Below are 18,078 nucleotides of genomic sequence, written 5' to 3' on the forward strand. Positions count from 1 at the left end.
TCTGCTGAACGTTCGATGTTAGCTTGCCGGCCTTTGATTTTCGACGGATCGAACATGCCTCTGCCAATGCCACGGACTCGGTTTCTTCTATGCACTTTCCTGCTCGCTTGCCTGAGCCTGAACACTGCATTCGCTGCCCCCACGCCCGGGGACCAGGACCTGATCCGCGATCGGCAGAACCGCCTGCTCGAAGAGCAACAGCGGCGCCTTGAAGAACTCAAGGACCTGCCCGGCAAAGCGGCCAAACCCGAGGCGCCCACCGCGCCCGCCGACACCCGTTGCTTCCCGATCAAGGACATCGAACTCAAAGGCGCCGACAGCCTGCCGGCCTCCGAGCGCGAGCGCCTGCTCAAGCCCTACGTCGGCCAATGCCTGGGCGTGTCCCAGCTCAACGACCTGCTCAAGGCCATCACCGATTACTACCTCGGCAAAGGCCGCGTCACCAGCCGCGCCTACCTGCCGCAGCAAGACCTCTCCACCGGCCACCTGCAAGTGCTGGTGGTGGAAGGCAAGCTCGAAGCCTTGCGCAGCGCCGAAGGCAGCACCGTGACCGAACGCGAACTGGCCATGGCGTTTCCTGGCAAGGTCGGCGAAGCGCTGAACCTGCGTGAAATCGAGCAACTGGTGGACCAGCTCAACCGCCTGCCGTCCAAACAAGCGCAGATGGAACTGACCCCCGGCAGCCAGGTGGGCGGCAGCGACGTGGTGGTCAAGAACACCGCGCAAAAGCCCTGGCGCGCCAGCCTGTCGCGCAATAACGACGGCCAGAAAAGCACCGGCGAACAGCAATGGGGCGCCGGCCTTGAATGGGACAGCCCGCTGGGCCTGGGCGACCAGTTGATTCTGCGCGGCGGCCACGACGCCATCAGCGACCACCAGAAAACCTCGAAAAACACCATGCTCTATTACAACGTGCCGTGGGGTTGGTGGAACTTCAGCTACACCTACAGCGAGAGCGACTACCGCACCTTCGGCGTGACCGACGACTTCAAATACAAGCAGGACGGCGACAACCAGAACCACCAACTGCGCGCCGAACGGGTAATCCACCGCGATGACGTGAGCAAGACCTCGGTCAACGTCGGCCTGGCGCACCTGCGCACCAACAACTACATCCTCGACGTGCGCACCGCGCCCAGCAGCAACCGCCTCAGCGAACTGCAACTGGGCGTCAACCACGGGCGGCGTATCGGCACGGCCTTCGTCAACCTGGACCTGGGCATGCAAAGCGGTATCGGCCTGCTCGACGCCCAGTCGCAGGACGAGCGCGACGCCTTCGGCCGCCGCCAGCCGAACTCGCGCTACCGCAAATACACCGCCACCGTCAGCTACCTGCAACCGTTCAGCCTGTGGGGCGAGTCGTTCAGCTTCAGCAGCCTGGCCACCGGCCAGCGCAGTGAAGACCCGCTGTTCTCGCCCCAGCGCATGAGCCTCGGCGGCTCGGCTTCGGTGCGCGGTTTCAAGGATCAGTTGCTGACCGGCGACAGCGGCGGCTACTGGCGCAACGAAGTGCGCTGGGCGCGCCCGGTGACCCTCGACTGGATGCGCCCGGCCTTCTTCGAATACGGCGCCAGCGTCGGCTACGACCAGGGCGTGATCCGCAACGACCGCTACAACGACAACGTTCATGGCCGCGTGTCCAGCAACTCCCTGGAGCTGTTCGCCCGAGGCAAGAACGTCAGCACCAGCGTGACCTTTGCCCACTCGCTGGAAAGACCCGGCGTCGTCACCGAGCGCGAAGCGCCGATCTACTTCCGCCTGGATTTGTTCCTGTAATTCAACGTTGCGCCGCAGCGAGAAACTGAAAATGGACGTTCGACAATTTGCCTTCCTGGCCCGCCAACCTTCCGCCACCCTGAAGCCGCGAAACGCGTTCTTCGGCCTGCCCAAACGCGGGCTGGCGTTGATCCTCGCCAACGCGCTGTTCTGGCAACCGCTGCTGGCCCAGGCCGAGGGCATCGTGGTCAGTGCGCCGGGTACCACGGTGGGCGCGGCGGGCAATGGCGTGCCGGTGGTGAACATCGCCACGCCCAACGGCGCAGGCTTGTCCCATAACCAGTTCCAGCAGTACAACGTCGGCCCCAACGGCGTGATCCTCAACAACGCCAACGGCGCGCTGCAAAACACCCAACTGGGCGGGATCATCGTCGGCAACCCCAACCTCAAGGGCGGCGCGGCCAGCGTCATTCTCAACGAAGTCAACGGCGGCAGCGCCAGCCAGTTGCGCGGCTATACCGAAGTGGCGGGGCAGTCGGCCAAAGTTATCGTCGCCAACCCGTACGGCGTGACCTGCGCCGGTTGCGGTTTCATCAACACGCCCAACGTCACCCTCACCACCGGCAAACCCATCATCGACCCGACCGGCCAGCTGAAAAGCTACCAGGTCGAGGGCGGCGCGGTGACCATCGATGGCGAAGGCCTGAACGCCAGCAACATCGACCGTTTCGACATCATCACCCGCTCGGCCAAGATCAACGCACAAATCAACGCCCGCGAACTCAACGTGATCGCCGGGCGCAACGACGTCGATGCACAAAGCCTGAAAACCACCGCCCGCGCCGATGACGGCAGCGCCAAACCCGAGCTGGCGATTGACTCGTCGGCCCTGGGTGGCATGTATGCCGGCGCGATCAAACTGGTAGGCACCGAAGCCGGCGTGGGCGTGAAGCTCGACGGCACCCTGGCGGCCAGTGGTGGTGATATCCAGCTCGATGCCAATGGGCGCTTGAGCCTGGCGCAGACCGCTGCCAGCGGCGCGATCAATGTCAAAGCCGCCAGCCTTGACGCCCAGGGACCGATGTATGCCGGTACCGCGCTGGAGGTGCAAACCCAGGGCGATCTCAACAGTCGCAAAAGCCTGGCCGCACGCGACCGCATTGCACTGTCCAGCGGCGGCACGCTGACCAACGCAGACATCATCGAAGCCGGCGTCAACGCCGATAACACCCGCAACTCCACAGGTGATGTCAGCCTGCGCGGCCAGGCCGTCAACAACAATGGCGCCAGCGTGATCGCCAGCCGCAGCTTGAGCGTCGATTCCCAGGCCTTGAACAACCAGGGCGGCACCCTCAGCGCCCGGCAAGGCACTCGCGTCACGGCGGCTGCCCTCGATAACCGCAACAACGGACGAGTCCTCAGCAACACCGCGCTGGCTATCGACGCCGGCGCGCTGCAGAACGGCCAGGGCGGATTGATCGCCAGTAACGGCCCGCTGACTGCCACGCTGGGCACGGTGCAAAATACCGGCGGCGAAATCTCCAGCCTGGACACTGCCAACCTGACGGTGACCACCCTGGACAACGTCGCGGGCCTGGTCACGGCGGGCAACGCGTTGAGCCTCAGCGCCGGCACGCTCGACAACCAGAACGGGCGCGTCACCAGCCAGGGCGTTCTTCACCTCACCGGTAATCGCCTCGACAACCGCCAGAAAGGCCTGGTCGCCAGCACCGGCGGCGTGCAGGTCGACGTCGCCAACATCGACAACCGCAACGGCGAGCTGTCCAGCCGTGCGGGCGTGGCGGTGAACGGCACGCAATTGGATAACAGCGATGGCGGCCTGGTAGTGGCTGGCACTGGCCTGAACCTGAACGTCGATCAATTGCTCAACCGCAACCTAGGCCTGATCAGCAGCGAAGGGCTGCTCACCGTGACCACGGGCACCCTGGTCAACCGTGGTGGCGCGCTCTCCAGCGCCGGCCCGCTGAGCATCGCCGCCCGTGACGCGGTGGACAACCAGGGCGGCCGCCTGGTGACGGACGGCACCCTGACCTTGACCAGCGCAGCCGTCGACAACAGCCAGCAGGGCACCCTCAGCGCGCGTAATGCGCTGCGCATCGACACTCGCGACCTGAACAATCAGCAAGGTGGTCAGGTGACCAGCGCCACCGGCCTGACCCTTGAACTCAATCGCGGCCAATTCAACAACCAGGGCGGGCTGATCAACGGCCCGCTCTTGATGCTCAACAACCTCAAGGACGTTAATAACCAGGGCGGCGAGATTTCCAGCAGCCAGGCCTTCACACTCACCGCCGACAACCTCGATAACAGCAGCGGCAAACTGCTGAGCAACGCCGCCCTGACCCTGCGCATCGGCCAGGCCCTGGCCAACGTCAAGGGCATGATTGCCGCCGCTGCGGTTGACGCAAGCGCTGCCAGCCTGGACAACAGCGGCGGCACCCTCACCAGCCGTGGCGACACCCTGCTCAACGTGAGCGGCCCATTGACCAACCAGGCCCAGGGCCTGATCAACGCGGCCAACCTTCTGAGCATCAATACCGCGAGCCTGGATAACCAGGGCGGCTCCTTGCTGGGCAGCGCGATTGCCGTGGACTTCGGCAGTGCCACCGGCGACCTCAATAACACCGGTGGCCTGATCACCACCGCCGGCAACCTGAGCATCAATCACCTGCGTGACCTCAGCAACCAGGGCGGCGAACTCTCCAGCGCGCAGACCCTGACCCTCAGTGGTCGTACCCTCGACAACAGCGCGGGCAAGCTGATCAGCAATAACCTGCTGGTGCTCAACGCCGAGACGCTGATCAACCAGAACGGGCTGATGTCCGGCTGGCAAGGCCTGGACGCCACTGCCGCAAGCCTGGACAACCGCAACGGCGGCACCCTCTCGAGCCGCTACGGCGACCTCAATGCCACGCTCACCGGCCGCCTGCTCAACAGCGGCGCGGGTGCGCTGGTCAGCCAGAAAGCGCTGACGGTCAGTGCCGCCGAGCTGGATAACAGCGACAAAGGCGCGCTTTCCAGCGCTGCCGAGCAAACCCTCAACGTCACCGGGCTGCTGAACAATGCCAACGGCGGCGCCATCGACAGCGGCACGGCCTTGAACCTGACCGCGCAGAACCTGGACAACACTGCCGGCACCATCAGCGGCGGCGCTGCCACTCGCTTGGACCTGCTGGCGACCCTGACCAACACCAACGGCAAGTTGGCCAGCGCTGGCCCGTTGCTGATCAGCCGTGCCGCGCAGATCGACAACCAGGGTGGGCAACTCGCCAGCCAAGGCCTGTTGACGCTGCTGACCGGCGGCCTGGATAACCGCAATCGCGGCACGCTGGCGGCCAACGAGCGCCTGAGCATCACCGCCAGCGGTCTGGTACAGAACGGCAACGACGGCTTGATCTACAGCCAGAACGCTGACCTCACGCTCAGCGCCAACCGTCTCGACAACGCCAGAGGCGCGGTGCAAAGCCAGGGCGGCCTGACCCTCGATGTGGTCGATGCGGTCGATAACCAGAGCGGCAAACTGATCGCCCAGGCCGGCAACCTCAAGGCCGGCGCGGCCAGCCTCGACAACCGGGGCGGCACCCTCGCCAGCCTCCAGGCCTTGCTGCAGACCCGAGTGGTCGGTGTGCTGCGCAACGGCTATGACCTCACCAACAATCGCCAGGGCGGCGTGATGCAGGGCCAGACCCTGGACCTGCAGGCCGGTGGCGTAGACAACTACGGCGGACGCATTTCCGCCCAGGCCGGCGACGGCCTGGTCACCACCGGCAACTTCGACAACCGCAACGGCGGGCTCTATGCCAAAGGCCTGATGCGCGTGGTCGGTCACGATTTCGATAACAGCGGCGACAACGATGGCCAGATTGCCGCCCGCCAGATCGACCTGGACCTCAGCGGCGCGTTGAATAACCGCCTGGGCATCATCGAAAGCGAATCCACCCTCAAGGTCCGCGCCGCCAGCCTGGACAACCAGACCGGCCGCCTGCGCGCACTGGGTAACAGCGGCACCACCGAGTTCGCCATTGGCGGGCTGTTCGACAACCGCGACGGCGTGCTGGAAACAGCCAACACCAACCTGAGCCTGGACGCCGACCGCCTGCAGAACCTCGGCGGCAATGTGCTGCATGTGGGCACCGGCACCTTCGGCATCGCGCCGCGCAATCTCAATGATGTAGGCGGCAGCCTGGTCACCCGTGGCGACCTGACCATCGCCCAGGACACCTGGACCAACAGCAGCGTGATCCAGGCCGGGCAACTGACCGTCAACGTCAACAGCCTCGAACAGACCGCGACCGGTCAATTGCTCGGCGCCCGGCGCTTTATCGGCAGCGGTGGCAACTGGTCCACCAACGGCCTGATCGCCAGCGACGGCGACCTTGACCTGAGCCTGAGCGGCGCGCTGAACAGCAGCGGGCGCATCAGCAGCCTGGGCAAACTGAACCTGACCGCCGCCCAGGCCAACTTGAGTGACACCGCCAGCATCGCCGGCGGTGGCGTGACCCGCGCCACCCTCAGCGGCACCCTGAACAACCGCGGCCGCCTGACCTCGGCCACCGACCTGCTGATCAACGCGGGCGCGCTCAACAACTACGCCACGCTCGGCAGCGGGCAAACGCTCACGGTCAACACCGGCGCATTGCTCAACGACCACGGCCTGATCTTCAGCGGCGCCGACATGAGCCTGCGCGTGGCGTCGCTGAACAACAGCTACGGCGACCTCTACAGCATGGGCAACCTGAGTGTCGATCGCGACGGCAAGGGCGGCCTGGCCGACAGCATTATCAACAGCTCATCGAGCATGCAGAGTGATGGTGACCTGACCCTCACCGCCGCCACGATCAAAAACGAACGTGCGGTACTGACCGTCAACGACGCGGGTGTCTACACCGCCTCGGCCACCGAGGGCGCGTGCATCAAGTACGTCAACGCCGGTGACTGCAAAGCAGGCGGCACCCCGCGCAACTACGTGTGGGAGTTGCTGACCCGCGACAAGCTGGAAGTGACCGCCGCCAGTGCCGGTTCGAGTATCACCGCCGGCGGCAACATGACCCTGGCGGGCGGCGACCTGCTCAACAGCAGCAGCTCGATCGCGGCCGGCGGTAACTTCACGGCGCGCCTGAACAACCTGGTCAACACCGGCATCGAAACCGGCGAGACCGAGACCTATCGTCTGTTCACGTCAGAGCGCACCAAGCACCCTGGACGCTGGTTCGATGCAGCCGCCGCACTCACCAACAAATACTGGTTCAAAAGCGCCGGTTACAACCCCAATGACCTCGGCGGCCTTGAGGCCACCGTGGCCAACTTCATCGGCATGATGGAGATCGAGCGCACGCAGTTCGGCAAGGTCACCAAAATCGCCAGCGATGATCAGCGTTATGCTGCCGTGATTCAGGCTGCCGGCGCGGTGGACGTCAAGGCGCAGGCCGGTATCGACAACAGCGTGGTGCGCCCGGGTTACACCTACATCGGGGCGGGTGCAAAAACCACCACCGGCGCGACCGGCGCCAGTGCCGCCAACGGTTACTCGACCCGCGTCACCCTCAACGCGCAATTGCCTCCGGACCTGGCCCAGCAGCAGATCAACCCGCTGAGCTTGCCCGGCTTTACCTTGCCCAGCGGCCAGGGCGGTCTGTTCCGCCTCAGCGGCCAAAGCGCCAGTGCGCCGGCCAGTACCGGCCCGCAAGGCTGGAGCCTGGGCGGCGGCAGCGTAGACCGAGCCCCGGCTTCCGGGCCGGTCGTACCCGCCGCAGGCACCTCGGCCGACGGTGTCACCATCAACCGCGTGCAAGGCCTGCCGGACAGCCAGTTCGTCTCCAACCCACAGAAATACCTGATCGAAACCAACCCGCAGCTGACCAATCTCGGCCAGTTCCTCAGTTCCGATTACATGCTGTCCAAGCTCGGCTACGACCCCGACCAGGCGCAAAAACGCCTGGGCGATGGCCTCTATGAACAGCGCCTGATTCAGCAAGCGGTCATTGCCCGCACCGGCCAGCGCTTCATCGACGGTCAAACCAGCGACACGGCGATGTTCAAGTACCTGATGGACAACGCCATCGGCAGCCGTCAGGCGCTCAATTTGTCGGTCGGTGTAAGCCTCACCGCCGAACAAGTCGCGGCCCTGACCCACGACATCGTGTGGATGGAAAACGCCACCGTCGCCGGCCAGCAAGTGCTGGTGCCGGTGCTCTACCTGGCCCAGGCCAACAACCGCCTGGCGCCCAATGGCGCGTTGATCACCGGCAGCGACCTGAGCCTGGTCAGCGGCACAGACCTGACCAACGTCGGCACCCTGCGCGCCACCAATAACCTGGCCGCCAGCGCCGGGCGCAACATGGTCAACAGTGGCCTCATCGCAGCGGGCAACCGTCTCGACCTGCTGGCCGGCAACAGCCTCACCAACCGCGCCGGCGGCATCATCAGCGGGCGCGACGTCAGCGCCGCTGCGGTAAATGGCGATGTGCTCAACGAACGCACCGTCACCAGCCACCAGAGCAGCAGCGGCTATCGCACCGAACGCACCGACTTCGTCGACAACGCCGCGCGCATCGAAGCCGCCAACAGCCTGACCCTGCAAGCCGGTCGCGACATCAACAGCACCGGCGGTGTACTCAAGAGCGGTACCGACACCCGTATCCAGGCCGGGCGTGACGTGAACCTCGTCACTGCCGAACAACGTAACGCCAATAGCGTCAGCACCTACTCACGCAGCAGCAACGTGACCCAGTACGGCACGGTGGTAGAAGCCGGGCGGGACTTCCAGATTGTGGCGGCACGGGACATCAGCGCCATCGGCAGCCAGTTGAATGCAACGCGTGATCTGGCGTTGGTGGCCAAGGGCAATGTGAACCTGGCTTCGGCGGCGAATGAACAGCATTCGGCGTTCAATTCCAAGAAGGTCACCAGCAAAGAGGATCACGTTCAGCAGGTAGGCACCTCATTGGTGGCCGGCGAAAACCTCTCCCTGAGTGCAGGCAACAACCTCGCCGTCAGCGCCAGTCGCGCGAGCGCGGGCAAGGAAGCCTTCCTCTATGCGGGCAATGATCTGACGCTGAAGGCCGCCCAAGACAGCGACTACAGCTATTACCGCAAGACCAAAACCAGCAAAGGGTTGCTGTCCAGCAGCCAGAAAACGCGCATCGACAGCAGTAACCAGATTACCCAACAGGGTTCATCCATCAGCGCCGACACGGTGGTCGTGCGTGCCGGTCGCGACATCGGCACGAGCGCCAGTGACGTGGTGTCCACGAACGCCACCAGCCTGATTGCCGGGCGTAATGTGGTGATTGATGGGGCAACGGAAACCTTTGAACAAAGCCATTCGTCCTCGACCAAAAAATCGGGCTTGATGAGCAGCGGCGGCATCGGCGTTACGTTGGGTTCAAGCAGCAATAAAAACACCCTCACCAGCAGCACCGAAACCACCCGGGCCAGCAACATCGGCAGCGTGCTGGGCAGCGTGGATATCCGGGCGGGCAAAGACCTCACCATCAAAGGCTCTGACGTGGTTGCCGGTAAAGACATCAGCCTGGTTGGGCAAAATGTCAGCATCCTGGCGTCCGAAAACAACAACCGCAGCGAACAGACGGCCAAAAGCAAAACCAGTGGTTTGACCCTGGCACTCTCCGGCACCGTGGGTAGCGCGGTGGACTCCGCTTACCGAACTGCCAAGCAAGCCAAAAGCGAGGACGACGGCCGCCTCTCGGCGCTGCAAGGTGTGAAGGCGGGTTTGACGGGGGTGCAGGCGTGGCAAGCGGCGCAGCAGGATGGCGGCATGACCGGCGCCAACGCTGGGCAGTTTGTAGGTATCAGCATCTCCCTGGGGTCGCAGAAGTCCGACTCCAGACAGACGCAGGAACAAACCCTCAGCCAGGGCAGCAACCTGACGGCGGGCAATAACCTCACCATCGTGGCGCAGGGGAATGGCACGCCGGGAGACGCCGGTGATATCCGCGTTCAAGGCAGCAAGCTCCAGGCCAGCAATGAAATGACGCTGGCTGCGGAGCGTGATATTCGCCTGGAGGCTGCGGCCAACAATCAAAAGCTCGATGGCAAAAACAGCAGCAGCGGTGGAGCGATTGGCATCAGTCTGGGCGTGGGTTCCGGAGAAAGTGGCCTGAGTATCTTCGCCAATGCGAACAAGGGCACCGGCAACGAGAAGGGCACCGGCACCACCTGGACGGAGACAACGCTGGACGCGGGCAAACAGGTCAGCCTGATCAGCGGACGAGACACCGCCCTCAAAGGCGCGCAAGTCAGCGCAGACAAAATCACCGCCACCGTGGGTCGCGACTTCACGCTGCAAAGCCTGCAGGACACCGATAACTACAAGTCCAAGCAAACGGATGTCAGTGGGGGCGTCAGTTTTGCCATCATCGGCAGCGGCGCCAGCGCCAACCTGAGCATCAGCAAAAGCAAGATCGACTCCAAATACCAGAGCGTGCAGGAGCAAACCGGCCTGTTCGGCGGCAAGGGCGGCTACCAGATCGATGTGGGCAACCATACCCAACTCGATGGCAGCGTGATCGCCAGCACGGCCACGCCGGACAAAAACCGCCTGAACACCGGCACCCTGGGCTGGAGCGTTTTAAAGAACAAGGCTGACTACACAAGCCAGTTGCAGAGCGCCAGCGTCAGCAGTGGCAGCGATGGCACCAACGCGTTCATCAGCAACATGCCCAGCGGCACCTTGATCGCGTTCAATCATGGCGACAGTGACAGCGGCACGACCTCATCGGCTATTTCCAATGGCAGTCTCGATATACGCGACCCTGCCAAACAGCAGCAGGACGTAGCAACGCTGAGTCACGATGTTGAACACGCCAACGGTGCCATCAGCCCCATCTTCGATAAGGAGAAAGAGCAGAAACGGCTGCGGCAGGTGCAGTTGATTGCGGATATTGGCACTCAGACGGTAGACATCGTTCGGACTCAGGGTCAGATCGATGCCGATAAAGAAGCGCGTGCTGAACTTGATAAGCGTGGCATCAAAGAGCCTGGAAAAGATGCCAAAAAAGAGGACGTCGACGCCTACAAGAAAAAACTGATCGCCACTGACGCTTATAAACGAATCATGGCCGACTACGGGGTCGGCGGTAATTACCCGCGTGTAGCACAGGCGGTGACAGCAGCATTGCAAGGGCTGGTGGGGGGCGATATTGGCTCCGCTATTGCGGGGGCGTCGTCTCCTTACTTGGCACAAGTGATCAAGAAAACCACCGGAGACAACGATGCGCTGAATACCATGGCGCATGCGGTATTGGGTGCCGTGGTGGCACAGGCCCAAGGCAACTCGGCGCTGGCAGGCGGTGCCGGGGCAGCGACGGGCGAATTGATCGCCCATCAACTGTACCCAAACACTAAAACGGCGGATCTGACGCAGGAGCAGAGAGAGACGGTGGTTGCGCTGTCCGGTTTGGCCGCTGGGCTGGCTGGGGGGATTGCGGGCGGTGACCTGAGTGGGGCAGTGACCGGCGCGCAAGCGGGCACTAATGCCGTCCAGAACAACTATCTGAGCAAGGCGCAGAAGGCTCAGAGAGACAAGGAAATGAGGGAGTGTCCGACGTTGGTCTGCAGTACAGGCACAGCTACGAAGTGGACAGCGATCGACATCGCACAGGATGCGAGTTTTACAGTCGGTGCTGCCGCTGGTGCTGTTCTGGGGCTGAACGACACTGTTGACGGTATCGTGCACACTGCAGGCAGCCTCAAGGAGACCTATGCGGCGCTCAAAGCTGTAGTGGAGAGCGGTGGTGTTTGGGACGCGGTCAAGCAGCCGTATATTGATCGCATAGACCGACTGCAAGCGCAGTATGAAGAAGCCGGGCCCAGTGGCTCCTTTAACGCCGGGGTTGAAACTGGAAGGCTGATCAGCGATATGGCTGCGGTCCTTTCAGTTGGCGGTGGGCTTGTGAAGGGTGGCGCCTTGTTGGCGGAGAAGGTTACGGCTAAGGTTGCTGCTCGAGTAGAGTTGGGTGGCGCGAAAGCAACTCCTTCAGGGCTGGTTTCTGGAGAAACTGGCTTTGTAGATGCTGGTAAGGCTGCTGCTAACGATGCGGATTTCGCGGGTGCAAAAGCAACTACTAGCGCTCCAAATACACCCAGGTTCATTACGGACTCTGCCGGTAATACTATTGATTTAGATTATACCAAGGGACTCAGGGAAACGAATGTGACGGTCACGGGAACGCGTGGTGGTGTTCAGTATCCGTTGCAAGGGCAAACTCCCGATTCTTATGCGAATCTTGGAAATGGGCATGTTGTTGTCTACGGTCCTGAGGGGCGTGCGCTATATGATGTGTCTAGCTCTCGGATTAAGGTAGTCGAATGGAACCAAGCTCCGAATGGAACATATTTCCCCAAGAAGGGAAGTGATACAAAAGCTTTTGAGGGAAATGTTCCTCAGTCGGTTCTTGATAGCTTAGGGTTGAAATGATGAAAGTTTATCAGGGTAATATTTCTAAAGAGTCGTTGAATCTGTTTGTTTCAGATATTGGCTCCGGGGAGTTTTTTTCATATGTAGGGCACTTGGTTTCATTAGAACAGGCAATTTCTGTTCTAGGTTTGCTCTCTCCTGATTTTATTGAGGTCAGTGGTCACATTTTCTGGCTGCCTAACGCTCAGCAACACGATCCGCAAAAATTTCATTTGAACGGGCTGGTTGAGACCGAATCTAGTATGTTGGAACAAAGTACATCGCGTAGAGACGTTGAACGATACAGAAATATTTTTTCAATAAATCAGTTCTTTTCAAAGTGGGAGGATGCACCGGGCCGACCCGTATTTAAAGTGGGCCTGTCGGAAGAAGATTATCGTCTTTGTCATTTATTTGCTGAACAGATCACTAGATATTGGAAGCGCGCGTTATCCGATGCCTTTCCAGAGAAGGTATTTCAGTTTGAAATTGCTGACGATCTTCTCGATGAATATGGCGTCTGTCTGACATTCTGGCAGCCGTAGTTTAAAGAGCGCACAGGATGTGTCCGCGCCATTAAAACCTCTGCCAGAGACTAAACAATAATTATGCGTTTAGAGATGGTGGAGAAATAGGGGTCAGACCACGGTTTGAAAAATAGTGGTCTGACCCCTATTTCCGCAGGCACACATTATGTCCCGCGGTAGAGTACTTTGGTGATGATGGGTTTTATAAAGACGGACCCTATGAATCGGGTGCTAAGGGCGAGGTGTGGCTGTTCGGCTGGGATAGCACCGGGACTGCTTTCGGCTTCGACAGTGGAGACAACTGGCGATTGTTGGAAATCGACAATATGCGTTGGATAACGCGACTTGACTTGTCGTTTCGTCAGTTCGTCGAAGGGGTGTTGGTATGTTATCCACAGCGGCCGATAAGCTTTGCGAATGGAGTTTGGCGCGACTCGGGAGATGTTTCTTACACCCTATCGGATTAGGCATAAAAGCGTGCTGAGCCTAAAAAAGTGGAAAAGGCGCGCATTTATCTGAGGGAAATAGGGGTCAGACCACGTTTTGCGTTTTTTAGAGTTCAGTGAGGTTGCTCTTTAAAAATATGGTTTATTTTTGGAGAAATAGGGTAGACCACGGTTTTGCGTTTTTAGAGTTTAGTAGAGTTGCTCTTTTAAATAGAAGAATAGTGGTCTGACCCCTATTTCCCCGAGCCTGATGACTTCTGAAGGCGTTCCTGCAAGTGCCTTTGGGAACAGAAATATTGCTGATTTGGCTAGGTACACCGGTGATGGAGCTCCGGTGGTTGTCCGCATTGTTGACAACACGAAAGGTACGGACTTTTCCCATTTTGTTGTGGTGGATGGGGTTACAACTAGAAATGGAATCTCCGTTGTAGCTATTCGCGATCCGCACGGGGCCCAATATTTCAGTCCCGTCAGTACCTTTCAAAGAAACTTTTCAGGTGAGGTTGTTGTTCCTCGGAGTGCACTTAAGTGAAATTAATTATCGACTTCCCTGAGAACATGATCACGAATGAATTACTCAGGCAGGAACGAATACCCTGCTTTTGCAAGGTCTCAAAAGAATTTGAAATTTCGTTTTCGGATACGGTTCCTGAGTCATCTGGGGTGGTATCAGAATGGGATCGTAGAGAGCTGGAGTTAAGAGCCGTTGCGGGGGCGGGCGGTCGATATACGCATTTCGCTAATGGTTTGATTACATTGCATAAAATTAATGAAGGCGTTTACAAGATCCTTGATCTTGAGATGTTTTATAGAAGTTATGGCTGGTGCGCTGTCTTACGGGGTGGGGAGTATGCGCCTCCCGGAGATTTTTGGGATGAAGAGTAAAGACTTTCTGATGAGTGCTAGGCTGGGAGAAATAGGGGGCAGACCCTGAGCAATCCCCACAAATTTACCCTAAGCTCAGCGCTTGATGGCGCACCTCATCACGCAGTGGAGAAATAGGGGTCAGACCACGGTTTGAAAAATAGTGGTATGACCCCTATTTCCGCTAGAACACTGCCTGATGGCCGTATTCGTTACTACACACAAGAGGTTCCTGCAAGGACAGAAGGACCTACTCGGGGTGCTTCTTTCGCCACGGAGTTTGATCCTAAAACGGGCAGTACGAGGCAATGGATGGAAAGCTATGACCATGCAGGAGAAGTAATCCGTGTCCACCCGAAAAGTATTAATGGGCAGCCGGTTGATGCTCAGCACTACCCTCCGACCGGAGCAGAGCTAAAGAGTTGGGGGCAGCAATGAGCATGGAAGACATAGTGGCTGACAGACTTGGAAGAGTGGTTGCTGATGGATTTGATATTTTTAAAATATCAAAAGAGGCACTTGATATTTACCAAGATCCAAACCTTTCTTTCACAAAAGATTTAGACATTGCGTTGTTGTCACTAATGGCAATGGTCGAAGGGCCAGAGTTTGAGATGACAGAAAAAGAATTTTATGATTTTTTATCTAATATTCGACAGATGTAGTTTCCAATATACCCAACTTGATCAGGCACTATCGACACCGGCCTTGCGCCGGTGTTTTGCACCCTATGTGCACCCTTTTTGCCGCCTTCCTGCACTCATCCTGTAGTCTTCTTGTACTCAAGCTGTACCCTTTTTGTAGTCCTTTTGTCTCCTTTTTGTCTACCAACCTGACGACCTACGGTCTACCTGCTCAATACGCCCTTTTTCAGCATGAATTTTCGCTCCTTAACAGGAGCAAAATCTCAATACACAACACGCATCTCTCGCGAGGTGGGTATTTTCTATATGTATCAATTAGTTATCCGGTTTCTGTCTTCTAGGTGCTGCTATACACTTGGGAACTAGGGGTCAGACCACGTTTTGCGTTTTTTAGAGTTCAGTGAAGTTGCTCTTTAAAAATATGGTTTATTTTTGGAAAGGGAATAGGGGTCAGACCACGGTTTTGTGTTTTAAAGTTCAGCAGAATTACCCTTTAGAAATATTATTTATTTTTTGTTATTATTTTATTCGGTTGGCTTGTTGATGTGCGGCTAAGCTGACTAAGAATAGTGGCCTGACCCTATTTTGTGACCCCTATTTTGTACTACCTTCTCCTCGCACCATTCCTGGAAAAGGTGATATTTATGTTGTTAGGGAAATAGGGGTCAGACAACGTTTTGCGTTTTTTTGAGTTCAGTGAAGTTGCTCTTTAAAAATATGGTTTATTTTTGGAGAAATAGGGTAGACCACGGTTTTGCGTTTTTAGAGTTTAGTGGAGTTGCTCTTTTAAATAGAAGAATAGTGGTCTGACCCCTATTTCCCCTCAATAAACACTGACGTATGGCGTATAGCTTTTGCTATACGCAGCAGCGAAGTATGGGGGGCCGGTTTACTCTTTCAGATCGGCCCTTTTTTCTGATTACGCACTGGGTGGTCGGCTGCTGTTATCCGCCTCCATGATTTTTGATGCCAGGTACTTAAGAACCATCCCGTCGAGCAGTGCCTTGATCACTGATTTCTTGGCTTCGGGCATATGGCTGACGGCCTCAAAGCGGAGGCGCAAATCGTCGGACGGCCCGCGTTCTCCTTCAGCGAACACCAAATCATCCAAACCGAGGATGTTCTGGGTCAGGCAGCTAGTCGACAAGGTCGTTACAAGATCATCAGCGTGGCAGAGCAGCAGCAGGCTAGGCAGATGCTTCGGGAGTTCAGGCGTGCCCCTGAAAATTTGAGTGGTAATTTGATCGGCGTTGACCTACAGGGTGAAGTATTGCGGGTCTCACCTTGGGCGCGTAATTGACTGATGGGGCGTACCAGAATGAAAAAAATAGAAGAAATCCTAGAGCAGCATCGGCACTGGCTGTCTCAGTCGGATGGGATGCTGGCTCAAGAGCTTGAGTACCTTGAAGAGGATCTTGCCTGTGACTCCTTGGAGGGGTTGGGCAATGTATCTGATTCATTGGGGATACTTGCAGTTTGTCACGGTATACAGGGAGAGGTTTCTATTTGTGCCGGTGATATTTCTGGCTGGGAGGAAGTATCCCGCGCGATGATTTACCGCTATTGGGTGCTAATGCTCAGAGCTAAGACCTTTTCTAATACGAGCTTTCTTCAAGGCATTAGAAACGCCCCGAATCTGACCAATCAGTTGAGCAATGCAGGTTGCTTACTTGCAGGTTTCATTGCTGCGGATAGGCATGATCTAGCGGAGTCGGTCGCCGATGTGCTTGTTGGGATGTTAACAGTTGATGGAGCTGTTGATCCCGGCTATCTCAAAGAGCGTCGATTCGAACCTTTCATGCTGTGGCTCTATTCTGTCTATTCGGGTGGGAATGCACCTGCCCTGATTGAGTCTATGGATCTCGGCATTTACAAGAAAGTGATAGACAGTTGGGCAGATGAGCAAAGGCTTGCCGGTGTACTGGACGAGGTATGCCAATATCACTTAGCTAACTCCGAAGATAAGGGCGGGGCTTGGGACCCGGAGTTCAAAAACCCACCTTTTGATTTGCTGCCTTTGGAGGTTTTCGCAATTTTTAAGGTTCGCCAACAGTGCGGGTTGAAGTCACTTGCAGTTGCGAATCCCTTGTTATCTATTGAAGTGGCTGCATTGGAGAATCTGGCTTTCACGCCTGATGACATTTCTGTAAGGGTTGAGACAGCCTATAGAAATTTCTTCAGCTAAAGCACAAATAGAACAATCGGGAACGACCCTGATAAGCGATAGGGGACAGACCACGTTTTTCGTAGATGTTGATGTGGCTGAATAGCAGTTCACTTGATGCAAAAGGTGCGCTCTTGATGCAAAAGCTACTGGCGGTGCTGCTGGAAAGGCAGATGATCTCGCCTCTACCGGGACAGCTGTTCGTCCTACACCCCAAAAATCTGAGATTGATGTTGGCGCTGATCTTGGTGCGGGAGCTCGCCCACAAGTCAGTTATAAAAATGGGCAAGAAGTCCCTTATGGCACTTCAGGTAGTGTCCGTCCAGACTGGTGTGTGGGTAACGTATGCAGCGTTGAAGTGAAAAACTACAAAATTGTAAAAAATCAAAGCGGATTGATTAGTAATGTTTCCAACCAAGCCCTCCAGCGAGCTGAAAATTTACCGCAAGGAATGCAGCAGCAAGTCGTTATTGATATTCGAGGGCAAGCTGTCACGCTTGTGCAGGAGAAATAGGGGTCAGACCACGGTTTGAAAAATAGTGGTCTGACCCCTATTTCCCCAGCTGGGGCCCAGTCCATGCCGGTGAGAAAATGATGATTGCACATATTAAAAAAAATGAAATATACATCAAGATGCTTTCTTTAGCGTTGTCTTATATAAGAAATACTCAGACTTTGGATGAAAGAATAAAGGGTAAAGATAGGTCTTGTTATTTTGAAGCAGAGTTAGTGCATAACCTTTCCAGTAGTTTTTTGAGTTCAGAGTTTTTCGAGCATGATATATGGTTTTTAAACCATCAGGCTAAGTATTACTTTGATAATTGTAGTGATGATATTTCACCAAATTACTGGGAGCATCTGAAATTAATTCGGGCTCTTTTTGAACTGGTTCCTGATACATTAAAAGCGAAATTATTATGGGTCGGACCCTGAGGGATCCCGACAAATTCATCCTAAGCTCTGCTTTTGATGGCGCACCTCGTCCTCCAAAATCTGTGCAGAATCGCCAGTATTCCAGGCCTGGTCGCCACAATGAGAGCACTCCAGTTTAGAGACGCCCGGCCCTGTCGCAGAAGTCCCATCGACTAGTTGCGCAAAACAATAGATATCCTCCCTGAGCTTCGGCCGCTTCTCCCGAGCTCAGGTAGGCCTCCACTGACGTGGCAGCAACTGAGTCAATCCCACTCGCCCGCTGCGCCAACGCTATTAAAACCAAACCCACCCCTAAATTCCGATAAGTGGGATCCAATTCACACATCCCTCGCGAACTTTTCCCCCG

At 57.3% G+C, this 18,078-nt stretch carries 10 protein-coding genes; 9 read left to right on the top strand and 1 reads right to left on the bottom strand.

The features are described from left to right. The first annotated feature begins 54 nt into the window (after window positions 1-54). The 5 genes from PspCFBP13528_RS06870 (at window position 55) to PspCFBP13528_RS06895 (ending at window position 14,656) form a co-directional block, all read left to right on the top strand. Complete coding sequence (locus PspCFBP13528_RS06870) at window positions 55-1,776, top strand: ShlB/FhaC/HecB family hemolysin secretion/activation protein (RefSeq protein ID WP_065949933.1); 1,722 nt, start codon at window positions 55-57, stop codon at window positions 1,774-1,776. Between the two features lie 31 nt (window positions 1,777-1,807). Continuing rightward, the gene (locus tag PspCFBP13528_RS06875) at window positions 1,808-12,175 is read left to right on the top strand and encodes a hemagglutinin repeat-containing protein (protein WP_137199862.1); all 10,368 of its coding nucleotides are present in this window, start codon (window positions 1,808-1,810) and stop codon (window positions 12,173-12,175) included. Next, entirely contained in the window at window positions 12,175-12,699 is a 525-nt protein-coding gene (locus PspCFBP13528_RS06880) for a hypothetical protein (RefSeq protein WP_137199863.1), read from the top strand. Before PspCFBP13528_RS06875 ends, PspCFBP13528_RS06880 begins: the two co-directional genes overlap by 1 nt. A gap of 956 nt (window positions 12,700-13,655) precedes the next feature. Continuing rightward, window positions 13,656-14,012, top strand: a complete 357-nt coding sequence (locus PspCFBP13528_RS06885; RefSeq protein ID WP_164420254.1) for a hypothetical protein — start codon at window positions 13,656-13,658, stop codon at window positions 14,010-14,012. Window positions 14,013-14,425: 413 nt separating this feature from the next. Then, window positions 14,426-14,656 carry a hypothetical protein gene (locus PspCFBP13528_RS06895; protein ID WP_137199864.1) on the top strand — a complete coding sequence of 77 codons (231 nt, stop codon included), beginning with the start codon at window positions 14,426-14,428 and terminating at the stop codon, window positions 14,654-14,656. Between the two features lie 898 nt (window positions 14,657-15,554). Here the strand turns inward: PspCFBP13528_RS06895 and PspCFBP13528_RS06900 are convergent. Further along, complete coding sequence (locus PspCFBP13528_RS06900; RefSeq protein WP_137199865.1) at window positions 15,555-15,782, bottom strand: hypothetical protein; 228 nt, start codon at window positions 15,780-15,782, stop codon at window positions 15,555-15,557. Between the two features lie 171 nt (window positions 15,783-15,953). Here PspCFBP13528_RS06900 and PspCFBP13528_RS06905 point away from each other — a divergent pair, with 171 nt between their 5' ends. The 4 genes from PspCFBP13528_RS06905 (at window position 15,954) to PspCFBP13528_RS06915 (ending at window position 17,732) form a co-directional block, all read left to right on the top strand. Beyond that, entirely contained in the window at window positions 15,954-16,820 is an 867-nt protein-coding gene (locus PspCFBP13528_RS06905; RefSeq protein ID WP_232790584.1) for a hypothetical protein, read from the top strand. A 116-nt stretch (window positions 16,821-16,936) separates the two neighbouring features. Then, complete coding sequence (locus PspCFBP13528_RS06910; protein ID WP_137199866.1) at window positions 16,937-17,161, top strand: hypothetical protein; 225 nt, start codon at window positions 16,937-16,939, stop codon at window positions 17,159-17,161. Further along, window positions 17,158-17,313 (top strand): hypothetical protein, encoded by a 156-nt coding sequence (locus PspCFBP13528_RS27495; RefSeq protein WP_161594756.1) that lies wholly within the window; start codon window positions 17,158-17,160, stop codon window positions 17,311-17,313. Before PspCFBP13528_RS06910 ends, PspCFBP13528_RS27495 begins: the two co-directional genes overlap by 4 nt. Before the next feature lie 77 nt (window positions 17,314-17,390). Then, window positions 17,391-17,732, top strand: coding sequence for a zinc ABC transporter substrate-binding protein (locus PspCFBP13528_RS06915; RefSeq protein WP_137199867.1), 342 nt, complete (start codon window positions 17,391-17,393; stop codon window positions 17,730-17,732). The last annotated feature ends 346 nt before the right edge of the window (window positions 17,733-18,078 follow it).

It is taken from the genome of Pseudomonas sp. CFBP13528 (assembly GCF_005233615.1).
GTDB classification, from domain to species: domain Bacteria; phylum Pseudomonadota; class Gammaproteobacteria; order Pseudomonadales; family Pseudomonadaceae; genus Aquipseudomonas; species Aquipseudomonas fluorescens_AM.